The organism is Streptomyces sp. NPDC016845 (assembly GCF_044332585.1).
Classification (GTDB): domain Bacteria; phylum Actinomycetota; class Actinomycetes; order Streptomycetales; family Streptomycetaceae; genus Streptomyces.
In genome coordinates, this window is sequence record NZ_JBIRPI010000001.1 from 449,558 (window position 1) to 466,085 (window position 16,528).

A 16,528-nucleotide genomic window follows, 5' to 3' on the forward strand; every position below is an offset into this window, starting at 1 on the left:
GGCGCGGCACCCGGTGTGTGCGTCAACGCCGGACGCGTCGGTGCGCTTTGATCGGTGAGGATGTGACCGGCGGCGATGTGCGGAAGGTGGCCGAGGACGTGGGCGTGGCCGAGGACGAGGACCAGCCGAACGACGGCGCGGCGGCGCGGGAGGAGCCCGAGCAGCAGAGCCTGTTCGGCTGGCAGGACCTCGCACCGGAGCGGCCCGAGCCCGCGCACGGCTCGTTCCGCGACAGCCCGCAGGCGCGCCGGATGCTCGACGTGCGCGAGGTCTACGCCGAACCCGCCGCCCTCGCCTCGCCGCGCGGGCAGCAGATCATGGGCCGGCTGCGCCCCGACGTGACGGTGATCGAGGTCGCGAGCCACTGGCGCATCCCCGCCCTGCACGGCAACGACGGCAACATCGACCGCTGGGTCCGCATCAAGACCGAGACGCTCGTCCTCGGCGTCAAGTCCAAGCTGACCACCCGCGTCAACGGCCGCTCGGCGGACTGGATCGCGCCGGGGCCCTCCAACGGCTGCGCGATGTCCTGCGCCTACTGCTACGTCCCGCGCCGCAAAGGGTTCGCCAACCCCATCACCCTCTTCACCAACATCGAGGCGATCGTCGCCCACGTCCGGCGCCACGTCCGCGCCCAGGGCCCCAAACCGGAGCCCAACCAGTGCGACCCGGCGGCCTGGGTCTACGACATCGGCGAGAACGGCGACTGCTCCGTCGACGCACTGGTCAGCGACAACACGGCCGACCTGATCGCCGCGTTCCGCACCATGCCGACGGCCAAGGCGTCCTTCGCCACCAAGTTCGTCAACCCCGACCTGCTCGCCCTCGACCCGCAGGGCCGCACCCGGATCCGCTTCTCCGTCATGCCGCCGGACGACGCCCGCCTCCTCGACATCCGCACCACCCCCGTCCCCGAACGCGTCGCCGCCGCCCCCGACTTCCTCGACGCGGGCTACGAGGTCCACTTCAACCTGTCACCCGTCGTCCTGCGCCCCGGCTGGCAGCAGGCATGGGCCGAACTCCTCACCCACCTCGACGACGTACTGCCCGCCCGCGTCAAGGACCAGGCGGCGGCCGAGATCATCATGCTCACCCACAACGAGCCCCTCCACGACGCCAACCTCGGCTGGCACCCCCGCGCCGAGGACCTCCTGTGGCAACCGGACATCCAGGAGACGAAACGCTCCCAGAACAACGCCCTCAACGTCCGCTACGCCCTGGACGTGAAACGACAGGCCCTGGCTCAGCTGCGGGAGCTGGTGACGGCACGCGCACCGTGGCTGCGGATCCGGTACGCCTTCTGAACGGGGCGGCTCACAGCCAGTCCCGCCGCTTGAAGATCACGTACAGGCTGACGCACACCACGCCCATCAGCCCGATCGCGAACGGGTACCCGAAGCCCCAGCCCAGCTCCGGCATGTTCTCGAAGTTCATGCCGTAGATGGTCCCGACCAGGGTGGGGGCGAAGAGGATGGCCGCCCACGACGAGATCTTCTTGATCTCCTCGTTCTGTTCGAAGCCGGCCTCCGCCAGCGCCCGCATCTCCGCGTTCTGCTGCTGTGTCACCAGGGTGGCGTTGACCGTGAGGATGTCGGCGAGGGCCTGGCGGAACCCGTCGACGCGTTCGCTGGTGTGGGTGACGTGGTCGGCGACGTCGCGCAGGTAGCGCTGCAGCTCCTCGTCCGTGCCGTACTTCGCGAAACCCGCCATCAGGGCGTGCAGCATGCCGACGAGGGGGCGGGTCGCGCGCTGGAACTCGACCATCTCGCGGGAGAGTTCGTAGATGCGGCGCGAGACCTCGGGGGCGCCGGAGAAGACCTCCGTCTCGATCTCGTCGATGTCGTTCTGCACGCCGTCGACGACCGGGGCGTAGCCGTCCACGACCGCGTCGAGGATCGCGTAGAGGACGGCCTCGGGACCGAGGCCGAGGAGTTCGGGGCTCGCCTCCACGCGGTGGCGCACGGCCGAGAGGTCGGGGGCGGCGCCGTGCCGGACCGTGATGACGAAGTCCGCGCCGACGAACACGTGCAGCTCGCCGAAGTCGACCTCCTCCGGCGCGTCCAGGTAGCGGGCGGCGCGGAGGACGACGAAGAGGGTCTCGCCGTAGCGTTCCAGCTTCGGGCGCTGGTGGGCCTCCAGGGCGTCCTCCACCGCCAGCTGGTGCAGGTCGAACTCGGCGGCCAGCGACTTCAGTTCGGCCTCCGTCGGGCGGGCCAGGCCGATCCACGCCATCGTCCGCGGCTGCTCGTGCAGTCGCCGGTACGTGTCCGTGAGGGTCTCGGGGCTCGCCACGCGCAGGCCGTCCCGGTACAGCGCCGTGTGCACGACGCTGTGCTCCGGTTCCTGCGCGGCCTCCGCGCCGGCGGCGGGCGTCGCGGGCGGTTCCGCCGTCGGGGCGGGGGCCGGGTTCCGGCGCCAGGTGTAGCGGCGCGCGCCGGAGCGCGGCTCCCGGCCCGGTCGCTCCTGCCGTCGCGGCATCGCCGCCTCCTTCCGCCCACGGGCCGATCGGTCACGGGCAGCGTAACCAGGGAAAGCGGCGTGGTTCGGGAGCAGCCCGACGACGTGGGGCACAGGTCAGGTGCGCAGGCCGTGTGTATACCGGCCACCCCCTGACCTCGACGGCCGCTACCGTCCCCCCATGACGACGACGAAGCCGATGACCGCCCGCGCTCTCGGCCGGGCCACCCTGGAGCGCCAACTCCTGCTCCGGCGCGCCCCGATGGACGTGACGGACGCCGTCGCCCACCTCGTCGGGCTGCAGGCGCAGGAGGTCCGGCCGCCGTACGTCACGCTGGCCGCCCGGCTCACCGGCTTCACCCCGGCCGCGCTCTCGGCGGCCCTGGAGGAGCGGCGTGCGGCCCGCCTCGTCACCATGCGCTCCACGATCCATCTGCACACGGCCGACGACTGCATGACGCTGCGCCCCCTCGTGCAGCCCGCCCGTGAACGGGAGCTGCGCACCTTCCGCAAGGGCCTCGTCGGCGTGGACCTCGCGCGCCTCGCCGCCCTCACGCGGGAGTACGTCGAGGCGGAGCCGCGCACCCCGAAGGAGCTGCGCGAGCTGCTCCTCAAGCAGTGGCCCGACGCCGATCCGCAGTCCCTGTCGACCGCCGCCCGCTGCCTGCTGCCGCTCGTCCAGGTCACCCCGCGCGGTCTGTGGCGGCGCGGCGGCGCGGTCCGGCTGACCACCGCCGAGCACTGGCTGGGCAGGCCCGCGCCCGACGCGGCCCCGGAGGCGGACGCCACCGTCCTGCGCTACCTGGGCGCCTTCGGCCCCGCCTCCGTACGCGACTTCCAGCAGTGGGCCGGGCTGACCCGCACCAAGGAGGTCTTCGAGCGGCTGCGACCGCAGCTCATGACGTTCCGCGACGAGCAGGGCGTCGAGCTGTTCGACCTGCCCGACGCGCCCCGCCCCGACGAGGACGTACCGGCGCCGCCCCGCCTCCTCGCCGAGTTCGACAACCTGCTGCTGTCGCACGCCGACCGCACGCGCGTGGTGCGCGAGGCGGACCGGGGCCGTACCTGGCAGGGCAACATCGCCTACGCGACCTTCCTCCTCGACGGGATGCTCGCCGGGCTGTGGTCGCTCAAGGAGGACGCGGCGCACGGCAGCAGACTCGTCCTCGAACCCTTCCGCGAACTCGCCCCCGCCCAGCGCGAGGAACTCGTCGCCGAGGCGGAGCACACCGCCGCCGCCCTGGAGGCGCCCGGCACCGTCACCGTGGACTTCGGCACCGTCCGGCGATAGCGGCGTGCCGGGGCGGGCCGGACGAGGGAGGAATCACGGCAACAGCCCCGCCCGCCGCGCCGCCGCCACCGCCTCGCCCCGCGTGTGCGCCCCCAGCTTCCGCATGGCGGCGCGGAGATAGCCCTTGACGGTTTCCGGGCGCAGGCCGAGGCGTTCGGCCGCTGCCGCGTTCGTCGCCCCCGCCGCCACGCACACCAGGACGTCCACCTCGCGCGGGGCGAGCACCGGCGCCGCCTCCCGGGCGGGCGGGGCCGAGGCCGATGCCAGCCGGCCGCACACGGAGAGGAGCTCGGCCCGCAGCGCAGGGTCGACGATCCTCGGGGCGAGCGCGCGCAGCGCCCCGTGCGCCTCGCGGACCTCCTCCCACGCCCCGGCGCCCTCGCCCACCGGCGCGCTCGCCGCCGCGAGCAGGGCCTGCGCCTCGTCCCGTACGACCAGCGCCTGCTCCACATCACGGGCCGCCATCACGGCCGCGTTCAGCGCCCGGTCGCCGAGCGGCTGGGCCGAGCGCAGGGCCCCGTAGAGCACACCGCGCACCCGGCGTCGTACGACGACGGGGACCGCGAGGACCGAGCGCAGACCCTCCGCCTCGACAGCGGCGTCGTACTCGTGGCTGATGTGGCGCGAGCCCTGGTAGTCGGTGACCGCGCAGGCCCTGGCGAGGGTGAGCGCCTTGCCGCCCAGGCCGTTGCCCGCCGACACGGAGAGGCCGCGGAGCGCGCTCGTCACCGCGCCGCTCAGCTCGGCGATGCGGACCTGCCCCGCGCTCGGCGTGAGCCCGCCGAACGCCACGGGAAGGCCCGTGCCCCGGCGCAGCCGGACCAGCGCCGCGCGCACCTCGACCGCCTCCGCGGCTTGCGCTGTCACCTTCGCTCTCCTCGCCGTGGACCGGACACCCCCGTTCGGGGGTGGTGAGACCCGCGTCACGCCGTACACGATGGCAGACACGGTCGCGCCGGACCAGGACAGTGCGAGGAGCGCAAGGAGCGCATATGACGACGTCGCAGAGCCCTACCGAACAGTTCCGCACCGCACGCGACTTCCTGCTGCGGCACGCGCACGACTACGAGACGGCGTACGAGGGCTTCGCCTGGCCGCGCCCCGACCGGTTCAACTGGGCCCTCGACTGGTTCGACACCATCGCCGACGGCAACGACAGGACGGCCCTGCACATCGTCGAGGAGGACGGCGACGACGCCCGCTTCTCCTTCGACACCCTGCGCCGCCGCTCGAACCAGGTCGCCGGCTGGCTGCGCGCCCAGGGCGTGCGGCCTGGCGACCGCGTCCTGCTGATGCTCGGCAACCAGGTCGAGCTGTGGGAGACCATGCTGGCCGTGATGAAGCTGCGCGCCGTCGTCATCCCCGCGACGCCGCTGCTCGGCCCCGCCGACCTCACCGACCGCGTCGAGCGCGGCCGTGCCCGGCACGTCGTCGTACGCCCCGAGGACGTCGCCAAGTTCGACGAGGTGCCGGGCGATTACACCCGGATCGTCGTCGGCAGCGAGAACCCGGTCGGTGGATGGCTCGCCTACGAGGATGCCGCCGACGCCGCCGACACCTTCGAGCCCGACGGCGTCACCCTCGCCGACGACCCGCTGCTCCTGTACTTCACGTCGGGCACGACGGCCCGTCCCAAACTCGTCGAGCACACCCATGTCTCGTACCCCGTGGGCCACTTGGCGACGATGTTCTGGATCGGCCTGCGCCCCGGCGACGTGCACCTGAACATCTCCTCGCCCGGCTGGGCCAAGCACGCCTGGTCGAACTTCTTCGCGCCGTGGAACGCGGAGGCGACCGTCTTCCTCTACAACTACACGCGCTTCGACGCGGGCCGGCTCATGGACGCGATGGACCGCGCGGGCGTCACGTCGTTCTGCGCGCCGCCCACCGTGTGGCGCATGCTCATCCAGGCGGACCTGACCCAGCTGGCGACCCCGCCGCGCGAGGTCGTCGCCGCCGGTGAGCCGCTCAACCCCGAGGTCATCGAGCAGGTCAAGCGGGCCTGGGGCATCACCATCCGCGACGGTTTCGGGCAGACCGAGACGGCCGTGCAGGTCTCCAACAGCCCCGGCCAGCCGCTGAAGCCGGGCTCCATGGGGCGGCCCAGCCCCGGCTTCGAGGTCGAACTCCTCGACCCCGTCACCGGCCGACCCGGCGCCGCCGAGGGCGAGATCGCCCTCGACCTGGCCGCGCACCCGGTCGGCCTGATGGTCGGCTACCACGGCGACCCGGAGCGCACGGCCGAGGCGATGGCGGGCGGCTACTACCGCACCGGCGACATCGGCTCCCGCGACGCCGAGGGCTACCTCACCTACGTGGGCCGCTCCGACGACGTCTTCAAGGCCAGCGACTACAAGATCAGCCCCTTCGAGCTGGAGAGCGCCCTCCTCGAACACGAGGCCGTCGCCGAGGCCGCCGTCGTGCCCGCGCCCGACGCGCTCCGCCTCTCCGTCCCGAAGGCGTACGTCGTCCTCGCCGAGGGCTACGAACCCGGGCCCGACACCGCCAAACTGCTCTTCGAACACTCCCGGGCCGTCCTCGCCCCGTACAAGCGGCTGCGGCGCATCGAGTTCGCCGAGCTGCCCAAGACCGTGTCCGGCAAGATCCGCCGCATCGAGCTGCGCGAACGCACCGCGCAGGGTTCGGCCGGCGAGTACCGCGAGGAGGACTTCCGGTGACGGTTCGGACGCTGTCCTACGCGCACGGCACCAGCGCCACGCCCCTCCTCGGCGACACCGTCCCCCGCAATCTCCGCCGCGCCGTCGAGGCGTGGCCGGAGCGGGAAGCGCTCGTCGACGTGTTCAGCGGGCGCCGCTGGACATACGCCCAGTTCGACGCCGCCGTCGCCGAGCTGGCGCGCGGACTGCTCGGCCGGGGCGTCGCCAAGGGGGACCGCGTCGGCATCTGGGCGGTCAACTGTCCCGAGTGGGTCCTCGTCCAGTACGCGACCGCCCGCATCGGCGCGATCATGGTCAACATCAACCCGGCGTACCGGGCGCACGAGCTGGCGTACGTACTGGAACAGTCCGGCATCTCGGTGCTGATCTCGTCCACGGGCCACAAGGGGACCGACTACCGCGCACTCGTCCGGCAGGTCGCGCACGAGTGCCCGGAGCTGCGCGAGAAGGTCTTCATCGGGGAGGACAGCTGGGACGCGCTGGTCGCGGCCGGGGCCTCCGTGACGGACGAGCGGCTACGCGCGCGTGAAGCGGAACTGTCCTGCGACGACCCCATCAACATCCAGTACACCTCCGGCACCACCGGCTTCCCCAAGGGGGCCACGCTCTCCCACCACAACATCCTCAACAACGGCTACTGGGTGGGCGAGACGGTCGCCTACACGGAGCAGGACCGGGTCTGCCTGCCCGTGCCCTTCTACCACTGCTTCGGCATGGTCATGGGCAATCTGGGCGCCACCTCCCACGGCGCCTGCATCGTCATCCCGGCCCCGTCCTTCGAGCCGGCCGCGACCCTGCGCGCCGTGCAGGACGAGCGGTGCACATCCCTCTACGGCGTCCCGACGATGTTCATCGCCGAGCTGAACCTGCCCGACTTCGCCTCCTACGACCTCTCCACCCTGCGCACCGGCATCATGGCGGGCTCCCCGTGCCCCGCCGAGGTGATGAAGCGGGTCGTCGCCGAGATGCACATGGCCGAGGTCTCCATCTGCTACGGCATGACCGAGACGTCCCCGGTCTCCCTCCAGACCCGCCGCGACGACGACCTGGAGCGCCGCACCGGCACCGTCGGCCGCGTCCTGCCGCATATCGAGGTCAAGGTGATCGACCCGGTCACCGGCGTCACGCTGCCGCGCGGCGAACCCGGCGAACTGTGCACCCGCGGCTACAGCGTCATGCTCGGCTACTGGAACGATCCCGGGCGCACCGCCGAGGTCGTCGACGCCGGCCGCTGGATGCACACCGGCGACCTCGCCGTCCTGCGCGAGGACGGTTACGCGCAGATCGTCGGCCGCATCAAGGACATGATCATCCGCGGCGGTGAGAACGTCTACCCGCGCGAGATCGAGGAGTTCCTCTACGGGCATCCGCGCATCGCCGACGTCCAGGTGGTCGGCGTCCCGCACGAGAAGTACGGGGAAGCGGTCCTGGCCTGCGTCATCCTGCGGGACCCCGAGGCCGGGGAGTTCACCCTCGACGAACTCCGCGCCTACTGCCGCGACCGCCTCGCGCACTACAAGGTGCCGACGCGGCTGCGGATCCTCGACGCGTTCCCGATGACGGTGAGCGGGAAGGTCCGGAAGATCGAACTGCGGGAGGGGTACGGGGAGTAGCCCCACGCCCCACGGGCGGGTCCTGAGGGCGTTCCTCACAGCTCCCGGCGCATACACGTACGGGCCCACCGGTCCAGGCCGTGCGCCGCCTCCGCCGCGCGGATCGCGCGCAGGCCCGGTGTGAGGTCGGCGGAGGTCAGGCGCCGGAAGCCGAGACGCTCGTAGTAGGGAGCGTTCCACGGCACCTCGGTGAACGTGGTCAGGGTGAGGCCCGACAGGCGCAGGGCGCGCGCGTGGCCGGCGGCGTGCTCCATCAGCGCCCGGCCGATACCGCGCCGGGCGGCGACCGGGTCGACGGTGACCTGCTCGATGTGGAAGGCGCCGTCGACCGGCTCGCCGACGAGGCAGGCGACCACCGTCCCGCCACCGGTCTCCGCGACCCAGGCGTGTCCGGCGCTTCGGTAGCGCTCAAGGACCGCGAGCGCGGGCGGCTCGTCGTCGGCGACCGCGGCCATGCCGAGGGGGCGGAAGGCGGCGCCCGCGGCGACCTCGATGTCCTGGAGGCCGGGCAGGTCGGCGGGCGTGGCGCTGCGCAGGATCATCCGGCGATCGTACGCACGCGGATCAGGCGCCGGACGCGATCAGTTCGTCCGCGGGGCTGTTCACCGGCTGCGGGATCCCGGCGAGGTCGAGGACGAAGAGCGGCACGTTCAGCTCGTCGGCGCGGGCGCGGGCCTCGTCCGCGTAGCCCGCGAGGGAGAAGAAGACGGAGGTCGCGGACTCCGTCATGGACTGGAGCCACAGGCACTCCACGTCGCGCACGGTCGGGGGCCGCACCGACGGCTCGACCTGGGCGACGACGCCGCGCGCCGCGAGGCCGATGCCGGACGTGGGGCGCTGGTCGGCGCGGCGCACGTCCCGGTAGCCGAGCCAGCGCAGATAGAGCGCGGCGGCGGTCACCGCGTCCCGGGCGGTACGGATGGCGACGGGTTCGAACGCGGGCCGCGGCGCGGGCGCCGTCCGCGACAGCGGTATGTGGGAGGGCGCGGGCGCCTGGTCGCTGTGGACGGGGACGCGCAGGACGGTGCCGCAGTCGCAGCCCAGTTCTGGCCGGGGCCAGCGGTCGCGGCGGCCGCAGACCGGACAGCGCAGGGTGACCCAGTCGTCGGCCCAGGTCCGCTCGCTGACCGGCTCGGCGTCGGCGCCGCGCAGCAGCGGCGGGGCGACGGGGGCGCCGCACGCGCAGGGCAGCGCCGCGGGGGTGTAGAGGTGCTCGCGCAGACAGGCCGGGCACCGTACGCGCACTGGTCCGGCCATGGCACACCCCCTCGGTCCCGCGGATTCCGGTTCGACGCGAGTCTCATCATCCACCTTGACGGCCTCCGAAACCCCCCTCTACATTGCTTCCATATAGCAGAACTAGCTTTCCACATTACGGAAGTATGCGGGGAAGCGCAGAGAACCAGCTACGGACAGTCGAAGCCAGAGCTCGCCGCGGGGCGCGACGGGAGCTCAGTCACAGCAGAAGTCGGGAGCACTCATGGCTCGAATGACCGCCGCCCGTGCGGCCGTTGAGATCCTCAAGCGCGAGGGCGTCAACAACGCGTTCGGCGTGCCCGGTGCCGCCATCAACCCCTTCTACAAGGAGCTCAAGGAGAGCGGTGGCATCGACCACACGCTCGCCCGCCACGTCGAGGGCGCCTCGCACATGGCCGAGGGCTACACCCGCGCCGACCCCGGCAACATCGGTGTCTGCATCGGTACGTCGGGCCCCGCGGGCACCGACATGATCACCGGCCTGTACTCCGCCATCGGCGACTCCGTCCCGATCCTGTGCATCACCGGGCAGGCCCCGAGCCACCTGCTGCACAAGGAGGACTTCCAGGCCGTCGACATCGCCTCCATCGCCAAGCCGGTGGCGAAGATGGCGGTCACCGTCCTGGAGGCCGCGCAGGTGCCCGGCGTCTTCCAGCAGGCGTTCCACCTGATGCGCTCCGGGCGTCCTGGCCCGGTCCTGATCGACCTCCCCATCGACGTGCAGCAGACGGAGATCGAGTTCGACGTCGAGACGTACGAGCCGCTGCCGGTCTACAAGCCGGCCGCGACCCGCGCCCAGATCGAGAAGGCGATCGGTTTCCTCCTGGAGTCGGAGCGGCCGCTGATCGTCGCGGGCGGCGGCATCATCAACGCGGACGCGAGCGACCTGCTCGTCGAGTTCGCCGAGATCACCGACACGCCCGTCGTGCCTACGCTGATGGGCTGGGGCACGATCCCGGACGACCACGAGCTGAACGCGGGCATGGTCGGCCAGCAGACGGGCCACCGCTACGGCAACGCCACGTTCCTGGAGTCGGACTTCGTCCTCGGCCTCGGCAACCGCTGGGCCAACCGGCACACCGGCTACAAGCTCGACGTCTACACGCGGGGCCGCAAGTTCGTCCACGTCGACATCGAGCCGACCCAGATCGGCAAGATCTTCGCCCCGGACTACGGGATCACGTCGGACGCCAAGGCGGCTCTGGAGCTGTTCGTCGAGGTCGCGAAGGAGTTGAAGGCCGCGGGCAAGCTCCCCGACCGCTCCGCCTGGGTCGCCTCGCACCTGGAGCGCAAGGAGACCCTCCAGCGCCGTACGCACTTCGACGACATCCCCATGAAGCCGCAGCGCGTCTACGAGGAGATGAACAAGGCGTTCGGCAAGGACACGCGCTACGTCACCACGATCGGCCTCTCGCAGATCGCCGGCGCGCAGATGCTGCACGTCTACAAGCCGCGCCACTGGATCAACTGCGGCCAGGCCGGCCCGCTCGGCTGGACCATCCCGGCCGCGCTCGGCGCCGCCAAGGCCGATCCGGACACGCAGGTCGTGGCTCTGTCCGGCGACTACGACTTCCAGTTCATGATCGAGGAGCTGGCGGTCGGGGCGCAGCACCGCATCCCGTACGTCCATGTCCTGGTCAACAACGCCTACCTGGGCCTGATCCGGCAGGCCCAGATCGGCCTGGACATCAACTTCCAGGTCAACCTGGAGTTCGAGAACCAGAACAGCCCCGAGCTGGGCGTCTACGGCGTCGACCACGTCAAGGTGGCCGAGGGCCTGGGGTGCAAGGCGATCCGCGTCACCGACCCGAACGAGCTCGGCGAGGCGCTTGAGCGGGCCAAGAAGCTCGCGCAGGACCACCAGGTGCCGGTCGTCGTCGAGGCGATCCTTGAGCGGATCACCAACATCTCCATGAGCCCCACGGCCGACATCAGCGCGGTCAAGGAGTTCGAGGAGCTGGCCACGGAGCCCGGTCACGCGCCGACGGCGATCCGTCCCCTGAAGGTCTGATCCCGCGCCACACACGCAAGGGGCGGGCCCACCCGGTCGACCACCGGGCGGGCCCGCCCCTTTGCGTCTGCCATGCCCTGTCGCGTCGCCGACCGCGGCACCGTCGTGGCTGCTCGCGCAGTTCCCCGCGCCCCTCAGGTGTGCGTCTGCCATGTCCCGGTCGCGTCGCCGTCTGCCCCACCGTCGTGGCTGGTCGCGCAGTTCCCCGCGCCCCTGAGATGCGCACTCCGTGCGCCATCTCGGGGCACCTCGTCACCGCTGTGCGCCGTGCCAGTGGCGTGCGCCATCAGGGAGGAGGCGCGGCGCAGCCGCAGCCTCCAGGGGCGCGGGGAACTGCGCGAGCAACCACGGATGAGCTGCACTCGCCGTTCGAACGGGACGCGCCGTCCCCGGAGGGCGGTGCGCGGCGCAGCCGCAGCCTCCGGGGGCGCGGGGAACTGCGCGAGCGACCACGGATGAGCTGCGCTCGCCATGGACGCCCAAGGCCCCGGGCGACGGGGGCATGCCGAAGCCCCGGGTACGGATCGGTGTACCCGGGGCTGATGGTGCTGGCCGTCCGACGGCGCGCGACTGGCGAGACATGCATGCGCGCCGCCGGACGGAATCAAGGTCCCCCGGAGGGGAGTGGCTGGGACCGCGGCGACCGAAGTGGCGTACGACGGCCCCCCGGGCGGGCTCTCCCTCAGGTCGAGAGAGCCGCCGGGAAGCCTTCACCACCGCACTGGCTCGCACACCACACGGGCCGCCGCGGTCCTCGTCCTCCCGCACCCACCCGCGCGGCCACCCCTCATCCGGGTCGCGCGGGCGGTGCGGGCCTGTGCGTACAGAGCTGACCTCCCGTCAGGCCCCGTACGCGGTCCGGGAAAGCGCGAGGACTAGTCCTCGCGCAGCGCGCGCACCGCTTCCTCGACGCGCTTGCCGTAGTCCTGGTCGGCGGCGTGGAAGTGGGCGACCGCCTTCTCGACGATGTCGTCGCGGGAGACCTGGGAGAGGCCGCCGGCGATGTTCGCCACCAGACGCCCCTTCTCGTCCTCCGACATGAGGCGGTAGAGCTCGCCCGCCTGGAAGAAGTCGTCGTCCTTGGTGTGGGCCGGGGCCTCGTGCGTGCCCGTGTGGCCGGCGACGGCGAGGGGCGCGGAGAGCGGGCGGCCGGTCTCGACGGGGCCGTCGAAGGAGTTCGGCTCGTAGTTCTTGCGGGCGCGGCCGTAGGCGTTGGTGGCCATGAGACCGTCGCGGCCGTAGTTGTCGGCGCCGCCCTCGACACCCTTCGGGGAGTTCACCGCGAGCTGCGTGTGGTTGACACCCAGGCGGTAGCGGTGCGCGTCCGCGTAGGCGAACAGGCGGCCCTGGAGCATCTTGTCGGGGGAGGGGCCGATGCCCGGAACGAAGTTGTTCGGGGAGAAGGCGGCCTGCTCGACCTCGGCGAAGACGTTGTCCGGGTTGCGGTCGAGGACCATGCGGCCCACGCGCTGGAGCGGGTAGTCCGCGTGCGGCCACACCTTGGTGAGGTCGAACGGGTTGAAGCGGTACTCCGCCGCCTCGGCCGCCGGCATGACCTGCACGTACAGCGTCCAGGACGGGTTCACGCCGCGCTCGATGGCCTGCACGAGGTCCGTCTGGTGGGAGTTGGGGTCCTTGCCCGCCAGCTCCTGGGCCTGCTCGGTGGAGAGGCAGCGGATGCCCTGGTTGGTCTTGAAGTGGTACTTCACGAAGAAGGCCTCGCCCGCCTCGTTGGTCCACTGGTAGGTGTGCGAGCCGAAGCCGTTCATGTGCCGGTACGAGGCCGGGATGCCGCGGTCGCCCATCAGCCAGGTCACCTGGTGCGTGACCTCGGGGGAGTGGGCCCAGAAGTCCCAGACGTTCTCCGGCTCCTGCTTGCCCGTGAACGGGTCGCGCTTCTGCGTGTGGATGAAGTCCGGGAACTTCAGCGGGTCCTTGATGAAGAACACCGGGGTGTTGTTGCCGACGAGGTCGTAGTTGCCCTCCTCGGTGTAGAACTTCACGGCGAAGCCGCGCGGGTCACGGACGGCGTCCGCGCCGCCGAGGCTGTCGGCCACGGTCGAGAAGCGCGCGAAGAGCTCGGTGCGCTTGCCGACGGTGCTGAGGAAGTCCGCGTGGGTGAAGCCGGTGACGTCGTCCGTCACCTCGAAGTAGCCGTACGCGCCGGAGCCGCGGGCGTGCACGACACGCTCCGGGATGCGCTCACGGTTGAAACGGGCCAGCTTCTCCAGGAGGTGCTGGTCCTGGAGGAGGATCGGGCCGCCGACGCCTGCGGTGGCGGAGTTCTGGTTGTCGGCGACTGGGGCGCCGGACTCGGTCGTGAGCACACGCTTGGGCATGGTGGAGAGGCGACCTTCCGTGCAGTGGCTGCTGACGATGCGGGGGAGCGTAGGCACCCCTGACCTGCTGCGTCAACAGTTTGTTGAAGTCATGGGCGGACGTGGGTCAGTCAGGTGGGGCAAGAAGAGGGGTTCCGGGCCGCGGCGGCGCCTGGGCGCGACAGGACAGGTGTCAGCGCCGCCACGGCCCGGAAGTCTGTGTTCCCCGGCTCCCCGGGGCGGTTACGCGACCTGCTCGCCCGAGAGGCGCTCGACCGAGCGCAGCAGCGCCGAGTGGTCGAGGCCGCCGTCGCCCTGGGCGCGCAGCGACGCGACGAGCTGGGCGACCACGGCGCCGACGGGCAGGGCCGCGCCGACGTTGCGGGCGGCGTCGGTGACGATGCCCATGTCCTTGTGGTGCAGGTCGATGCGGAAGCCGGGCTTGAAGTCGCGGCTGAGGAAGTTGTCCTTCTTCCGCGTCAGGACGGTCGAGCCGGCCAGGCCGCCGTTGAGGACGTCGAGCGCGGCCTTCAGGTCCACGCCGGACTTCTCCAGGAAGACCACGGCCTCGGCGCACGCCTGGATGTTCACGGCGACGATGAGCTGGTTGGCGGCCTTCACGGTCTGGCCCGAGCCGTGCGGACCGCACAGCACGATGGTCTTGCCGAGCGCGTCGAGGAGCGGCTTCGCCTCGTCGAAGTCGGCCTGCTCACCGCCGACCATGATGGAGAGCACGGCCTCGATGGCGCCCGCCTCGCCGCCGGAGACCGGGGCGTCCAGGACACGGATGCCCTTCTCCTCGCCGGCCTTGGCCAGGTCCACCGAGGTCTGCGGGGTGATCGAGGACATGTCGACGATCAGCGCGCCCGGCTTCGCGTTCTCCAGGATGCCGTCGGCACCGTAGGCGATCGCCTCGACCTGCGGGGAGGCCGGGACCATCGTCACGATCACGTCGGCGTCCCTGACCGCCTCGGCGATCGACTTCACAGCGGTGCCGCCGGCGGCGCTGAGCCGGTCCAGCTTCTCCTGCTCCAGGGTGAAGCCCGTGACGTCGTAACCGGCCTTGATCAGGTTCTCCGCCATGGGGGAGCCCATGATGCCGAGACCGATCCACGCGACCTTGGGGAGGTTGTTGCTCATGAGGGTGACTCCAAAAAGCTGAGGGATGCGGCGATACGTCGGTGGAAGGCGCTCGGGGCTTCAGGCGCGCGCGGCGCGGGCCTCGTGCGGAAGCCAGCCGAAGGACTCGGCGCTGGGGGCGTCGCCCGGCTTGTACTCCAGGCCCACGTAGCCCTCGTAACCGGCCTTCCTGAGCTGGTCGAGCAGCTCCTCGAGCGGCAGCGTGCCGGTGCCGGGGGCGCCGCGGCCCGGGTTGTCCGCGATCTGCACGTGCGCCGTCTTGTCGGTATAGGCGCTGATGACCTGCTGGAGGTCCTCGCCGTTCATGGACAGGTGGTACAGGTCCATGAGGAACTTGGCGTTGCCGAGGCCGGTCGCCGCGTTCACCTTGTCCACGATCTCGACGGCCTTCGGCGCGCTCACGACCGGGCAGGCGGGCGACTCGGGCTTGTTGAGCGCCTCGACGAGGAGCACGGCGCCGATCCGGTCGGCGGCGCGGGCCGCGAGGACCAGGTTCTCCAGGGCGAGTTCGTCCTGGACGGCCGGGTCGACGCCGTCCACGCGGTTGCCGTACAGCGCGTTGAGCGCCTTGCAGCCGAGGGAGGCGGCGAAGTCGGCGGCGACGTCGATGTTGGCGCGGAACCTCTCGCTCTCCTCGCCGGGGACCGACAGGGCGCCCCGGTCCGGGCCGGGCAGCTGCCCCGCGTAGAAGTTCAGGCCGGTCAGCTGGGTGCCCGCGTCCTTGAGCGCGTCCCGCAGGGCGTCGAGCTCGGACTGCTCGGGGACGGGGGCGTCGACCCAGGGCCACCACAGCTCGACCGCGGTGAAGCCCGCCGCGGCGGCGGCCGCGGGGCGCTCCAGGAGCGGGAGTTCCGTGAAGAGGATCGACAGGTTGACGTTGAAGCGCTGGTCTGCGAATCCCATGGGTCCTGGCGCTCCCTTCCGTATGTTGTTCCGTATTGCGGAAGTTCGTTTCTGCTTGATGGAAGGTTGCCTGTGTGTGGCGGGGGCTGTCAAGAGGGGCTGCCGGAAAAAGCCCGATCGGCGTTAGGTTGAGCCCGTGCGATTGAGAGTGGAGTTCACGACCGAACCCTTCGACCTCGACGAGGCGCCGCCGCACGCGGTCGTCGCCCGCGAGGTCGTCCAGGGGGCCGACCTGGACGCGGTCGACGTGGGACCGTTCGGCAACACCGCCGAGGGGGAGGCCGGCCGCGTGCTGACCGCGGTGGACGCGCTGCTGCGTCAGGCCCTGGAAGCGGGCGCCACCCGGGTCTCGCTCCAGGTCAATGTGGTCGACGGGGAGGGTGATAGGTGACCGCCATGGGGGACGAGCCCTTGGTCCGGGCGGTCAAGCCGCTCGTCGACGCGATGGGGGCCGAGATGCTGCCGCCGGGCGAGGCCGGCAAGGACGATGTCGTGCTCAGCTGGGAGGGCGCCGAGGTCGTCGCCGTCCGGCTGCCCCAGCTGGCCGACTCCCTGGATCACATACTGGCCGCCATGGAGCGCAAGGAGGGCAAACCCCTCGCCGAGCTCGACCGCAAGGAGAAGCAGGAGGCGGTCCGCCTCCTGGAGGCCCGCGGCGCCTTCTCGGTGCGGCACGGGGTCGAGACCGTGGCCGGCGCGCTGGGCGTCTCCCGGTTCACTGTGTACAACTACCTCAACCGCGAGAAGCCGTCCTGACGTTGCCCGGTCGTGCCGATCCGCGCTGACCTGCGAGAACCTCTCGAACACCCGACCGCCGTCCGTTAACCGGACGGCGGTTTTCTTCACTCCAAGTTTTCAAC

14 protein-coding genes are annotated in these 16,528 nt (G+C 71.4%); 7 read left to right on the top strand and 7 right to left on the bottom strand.

Annotation, left to right across the window (positions count from 1 at the left end):
- Window positions 1–170 precede the first annotated feature (170 nt).
- Complete coding sequence (locus tag ACH4RC_RS01905; protein ID WP_398195645.1) at window positions 171–1,304, top strand: spore photoproduct lyase family protein; 1,134 nt, start codon at window positions 171–173, stop codon at window positions 1,302–1,304.
- A 10-nt stretch (window positions 1,305–1,314) separates the two neighbouring features.
- Here the strand turns inward: ACH4RC_RS01905 and ACH4RC_RS01910 are convergent, their stop codons facing one another.
- Window positions 1,315–2,478, bottom strand: a complete 1,164-nt coding sequence (locus ACH4RC_RS01910; RefSeq protein WP_398193843.1) for a magnesium and cobalt transport protein CorA — start codon at window positions 2,476–2,478, stop codon at window positions 1,315–1,317.
- Between the two features lie 160 nt (window positions 2,479–2,638).
- Here ACH4RC_RS01910 and ACH4RC_RS01915 point away from each other — a divergent pair, with 160 nt between their 5' ends.
- Window positions 2,639–3,748: a winged helix DNA-binding domain-containing protein gene (locus ACH4RC_RS01915; protein WP_398193845.1), complete on the top strand. Its 1,110-nt coding sequence runs from the start codon at window positions 2,639–2,641 to the stop codon at window positions 3,746–3,748.
- A gap of 33 nt (window positions 3,749–3,781) precedes the next feature.
- On the opposite strand, the gene ACH4RC_RS01920 is transcribed toward ACH4RC_RS01915, so the two are convergent.
- Entirely contained in the window at window positions 3,782–4,615 is an 834-nt protein-coding gene (locus tag ACH4RC_RS01920; RefSeq protein ID WP_398193848.1) for a response regulator transcription factor, read from the bottom strand.
- Window positions 4,616–4,740: 125 nt separating this feature from the next.
- Here ACH4RC_RS01920 and ACH4RC_RS01925 point away from each other — a divergent pair, with 125 nt between their 5' ends.
- Together ACH4RC_RS01925 and ACH4RC_RS01930 are read left to right on the top strand one after the other, a co-directional pair.
- Window positions 4,741–6,426, top strand: coding sequence for an AMP-binding protein (locus tag ACH4RC_RS01925; RefSeq protein ID WP_398193851.1), 1,686 nt, complete (start codon window positions 4,741–4,743; stop codon window positions 6,424–6,426).
- Window positions 6,423–8,039: an AMP-binding protein gene (locus tag ACH4RC_RS01930; protein WP_398193854.1), complete on the top strand. Its 1,617-nt coding sequence runs from the start codon at window positions 6,423–6,425 to the stop codon at window positions 8,037–8,039. The genes ACH4RC_RS01925 and ACH4RC_RS01930 overlap by 4 nt, the downstream gene beginning before the upstream one ends.
- A 35-nt stretch (window positions 8,040–8,074) precedes the next feature.
- On the opposite strand, the gene ACH4RC_RS01935 is transcribed toward ACH4RC_RS01930, so the two are convergent.
- Together ACH4RC_RS01935 and ACH4RC_RS01940 are read right to left on the bottom strand one after the other, a co-directional pair.
- Complete coding sequence (locus tag ACH4RC_RS01935; protein WP_398193857.1) at window positions 8,075–8,581, bottom strand: GNAT family N-acetyltransferase; 507 nt, start codon at window positions 8,579–8,581, stop codon at window positions 8,075–8,077.
- Between the two features lie 22 nt (window positions 8,582–8,603).
- Window positions 8,604–9,296, bottom strand: coding sequence for a hypothetical protein (locus ACH4RC_RS01940; protein WP_398193860.1), 693 nt, complete (start codon window positions 9,294–9,296; stop codon window positions 8,604–8,606).
- 223 nt (window positions 9,297–9,519) lie between these two features.
- Between ACH4RC_RS01940 and gcl the strand changes: the two genes are divergently transcribed.
- Window positions 9,520–11,307, top strand: a complete 1,788-nt coding sequence (gene gcl, locus ACH4RC_RS01945; protein WP_398193862.1) for a glyoxylate carboligase — start codon at window positions 9,520–9,522, stop codon at window positions 11,305–11,307.
- Between the two features lie 875 nt (window positions 11,308–12,182).
- Here the strand turns inward: gcl and ACH4RC_RS01950 are convergent.
- From ACH4RC_RS01950 to ACH4RC_RS01960, 3 genes are all read right to left on the bottom strand, one after another.
- Window positions 12,183–13,646: a catalase gene (locus tag ACH4RC_RS01950; RefSeq protein WP_398193864.1), complete on the bottom strand. Its 1,464-nt coding sequence runs from the start codon at window positions 13,644–13,646 to the stop codon at window positions 12,183–12,185.
- Window positions 13,647–13,868: 222 nt separating this feature from the next.
- On the bottom strand, window positions 13,869–14,765 hold the full coding sequence (locus ACH4RC_RS01955) for a 2-hydroxy-3-oxopropionate reductase (RefSeq protein WP_398193865.1): 897 nt from the start codon (window positions 14,763–14,765) through the stop codon (window positions 13,869–13,871).
- A 60-nt stretch (window positions 14,766–14,825) separates the two neighbouring features.
- A complete protein-coding gene (locus tag ACH4RC_RS01960) occupies window positions 14,826–15,668 on the bottom strand; it encodes a TIM barrel protein (RefSeq protein WP_398193867.1) in 843 nt (280 codons plus the stop codon).
- Window positions 15,669–15,804: 136 nt separating this feature from the next.
- Between ACH4RC_RS01960 and ACH4RC_RS01965 the strand changes: the two genes are divergently transcribed.
- Entirely contained in the window at window positions 15,805–16,059 is a 255-nt protein-coding gene (locus ACH4RC_RS01965) for a hypothetical protein (protein WP_398193869.1), read from the top strand.
- Window positions 16,056–16,424: a helix-turn-helix domain-containing protein gene (locus ACH4RC_RS01970; protein WP_398193871.1), complete on the top strand. Its 369-nt coding sequence runs from the start codon at window positions 16,056–16,058 to the stop codon at window positions 16,422–16,424. Before ACH4RC_RS01965 ends, ACH4RC_RS01970 begins: the two co-directional genes overlap by 4 nt.
- Window positions 16,425–16,528: the final 104 nt, after the last annotated feature.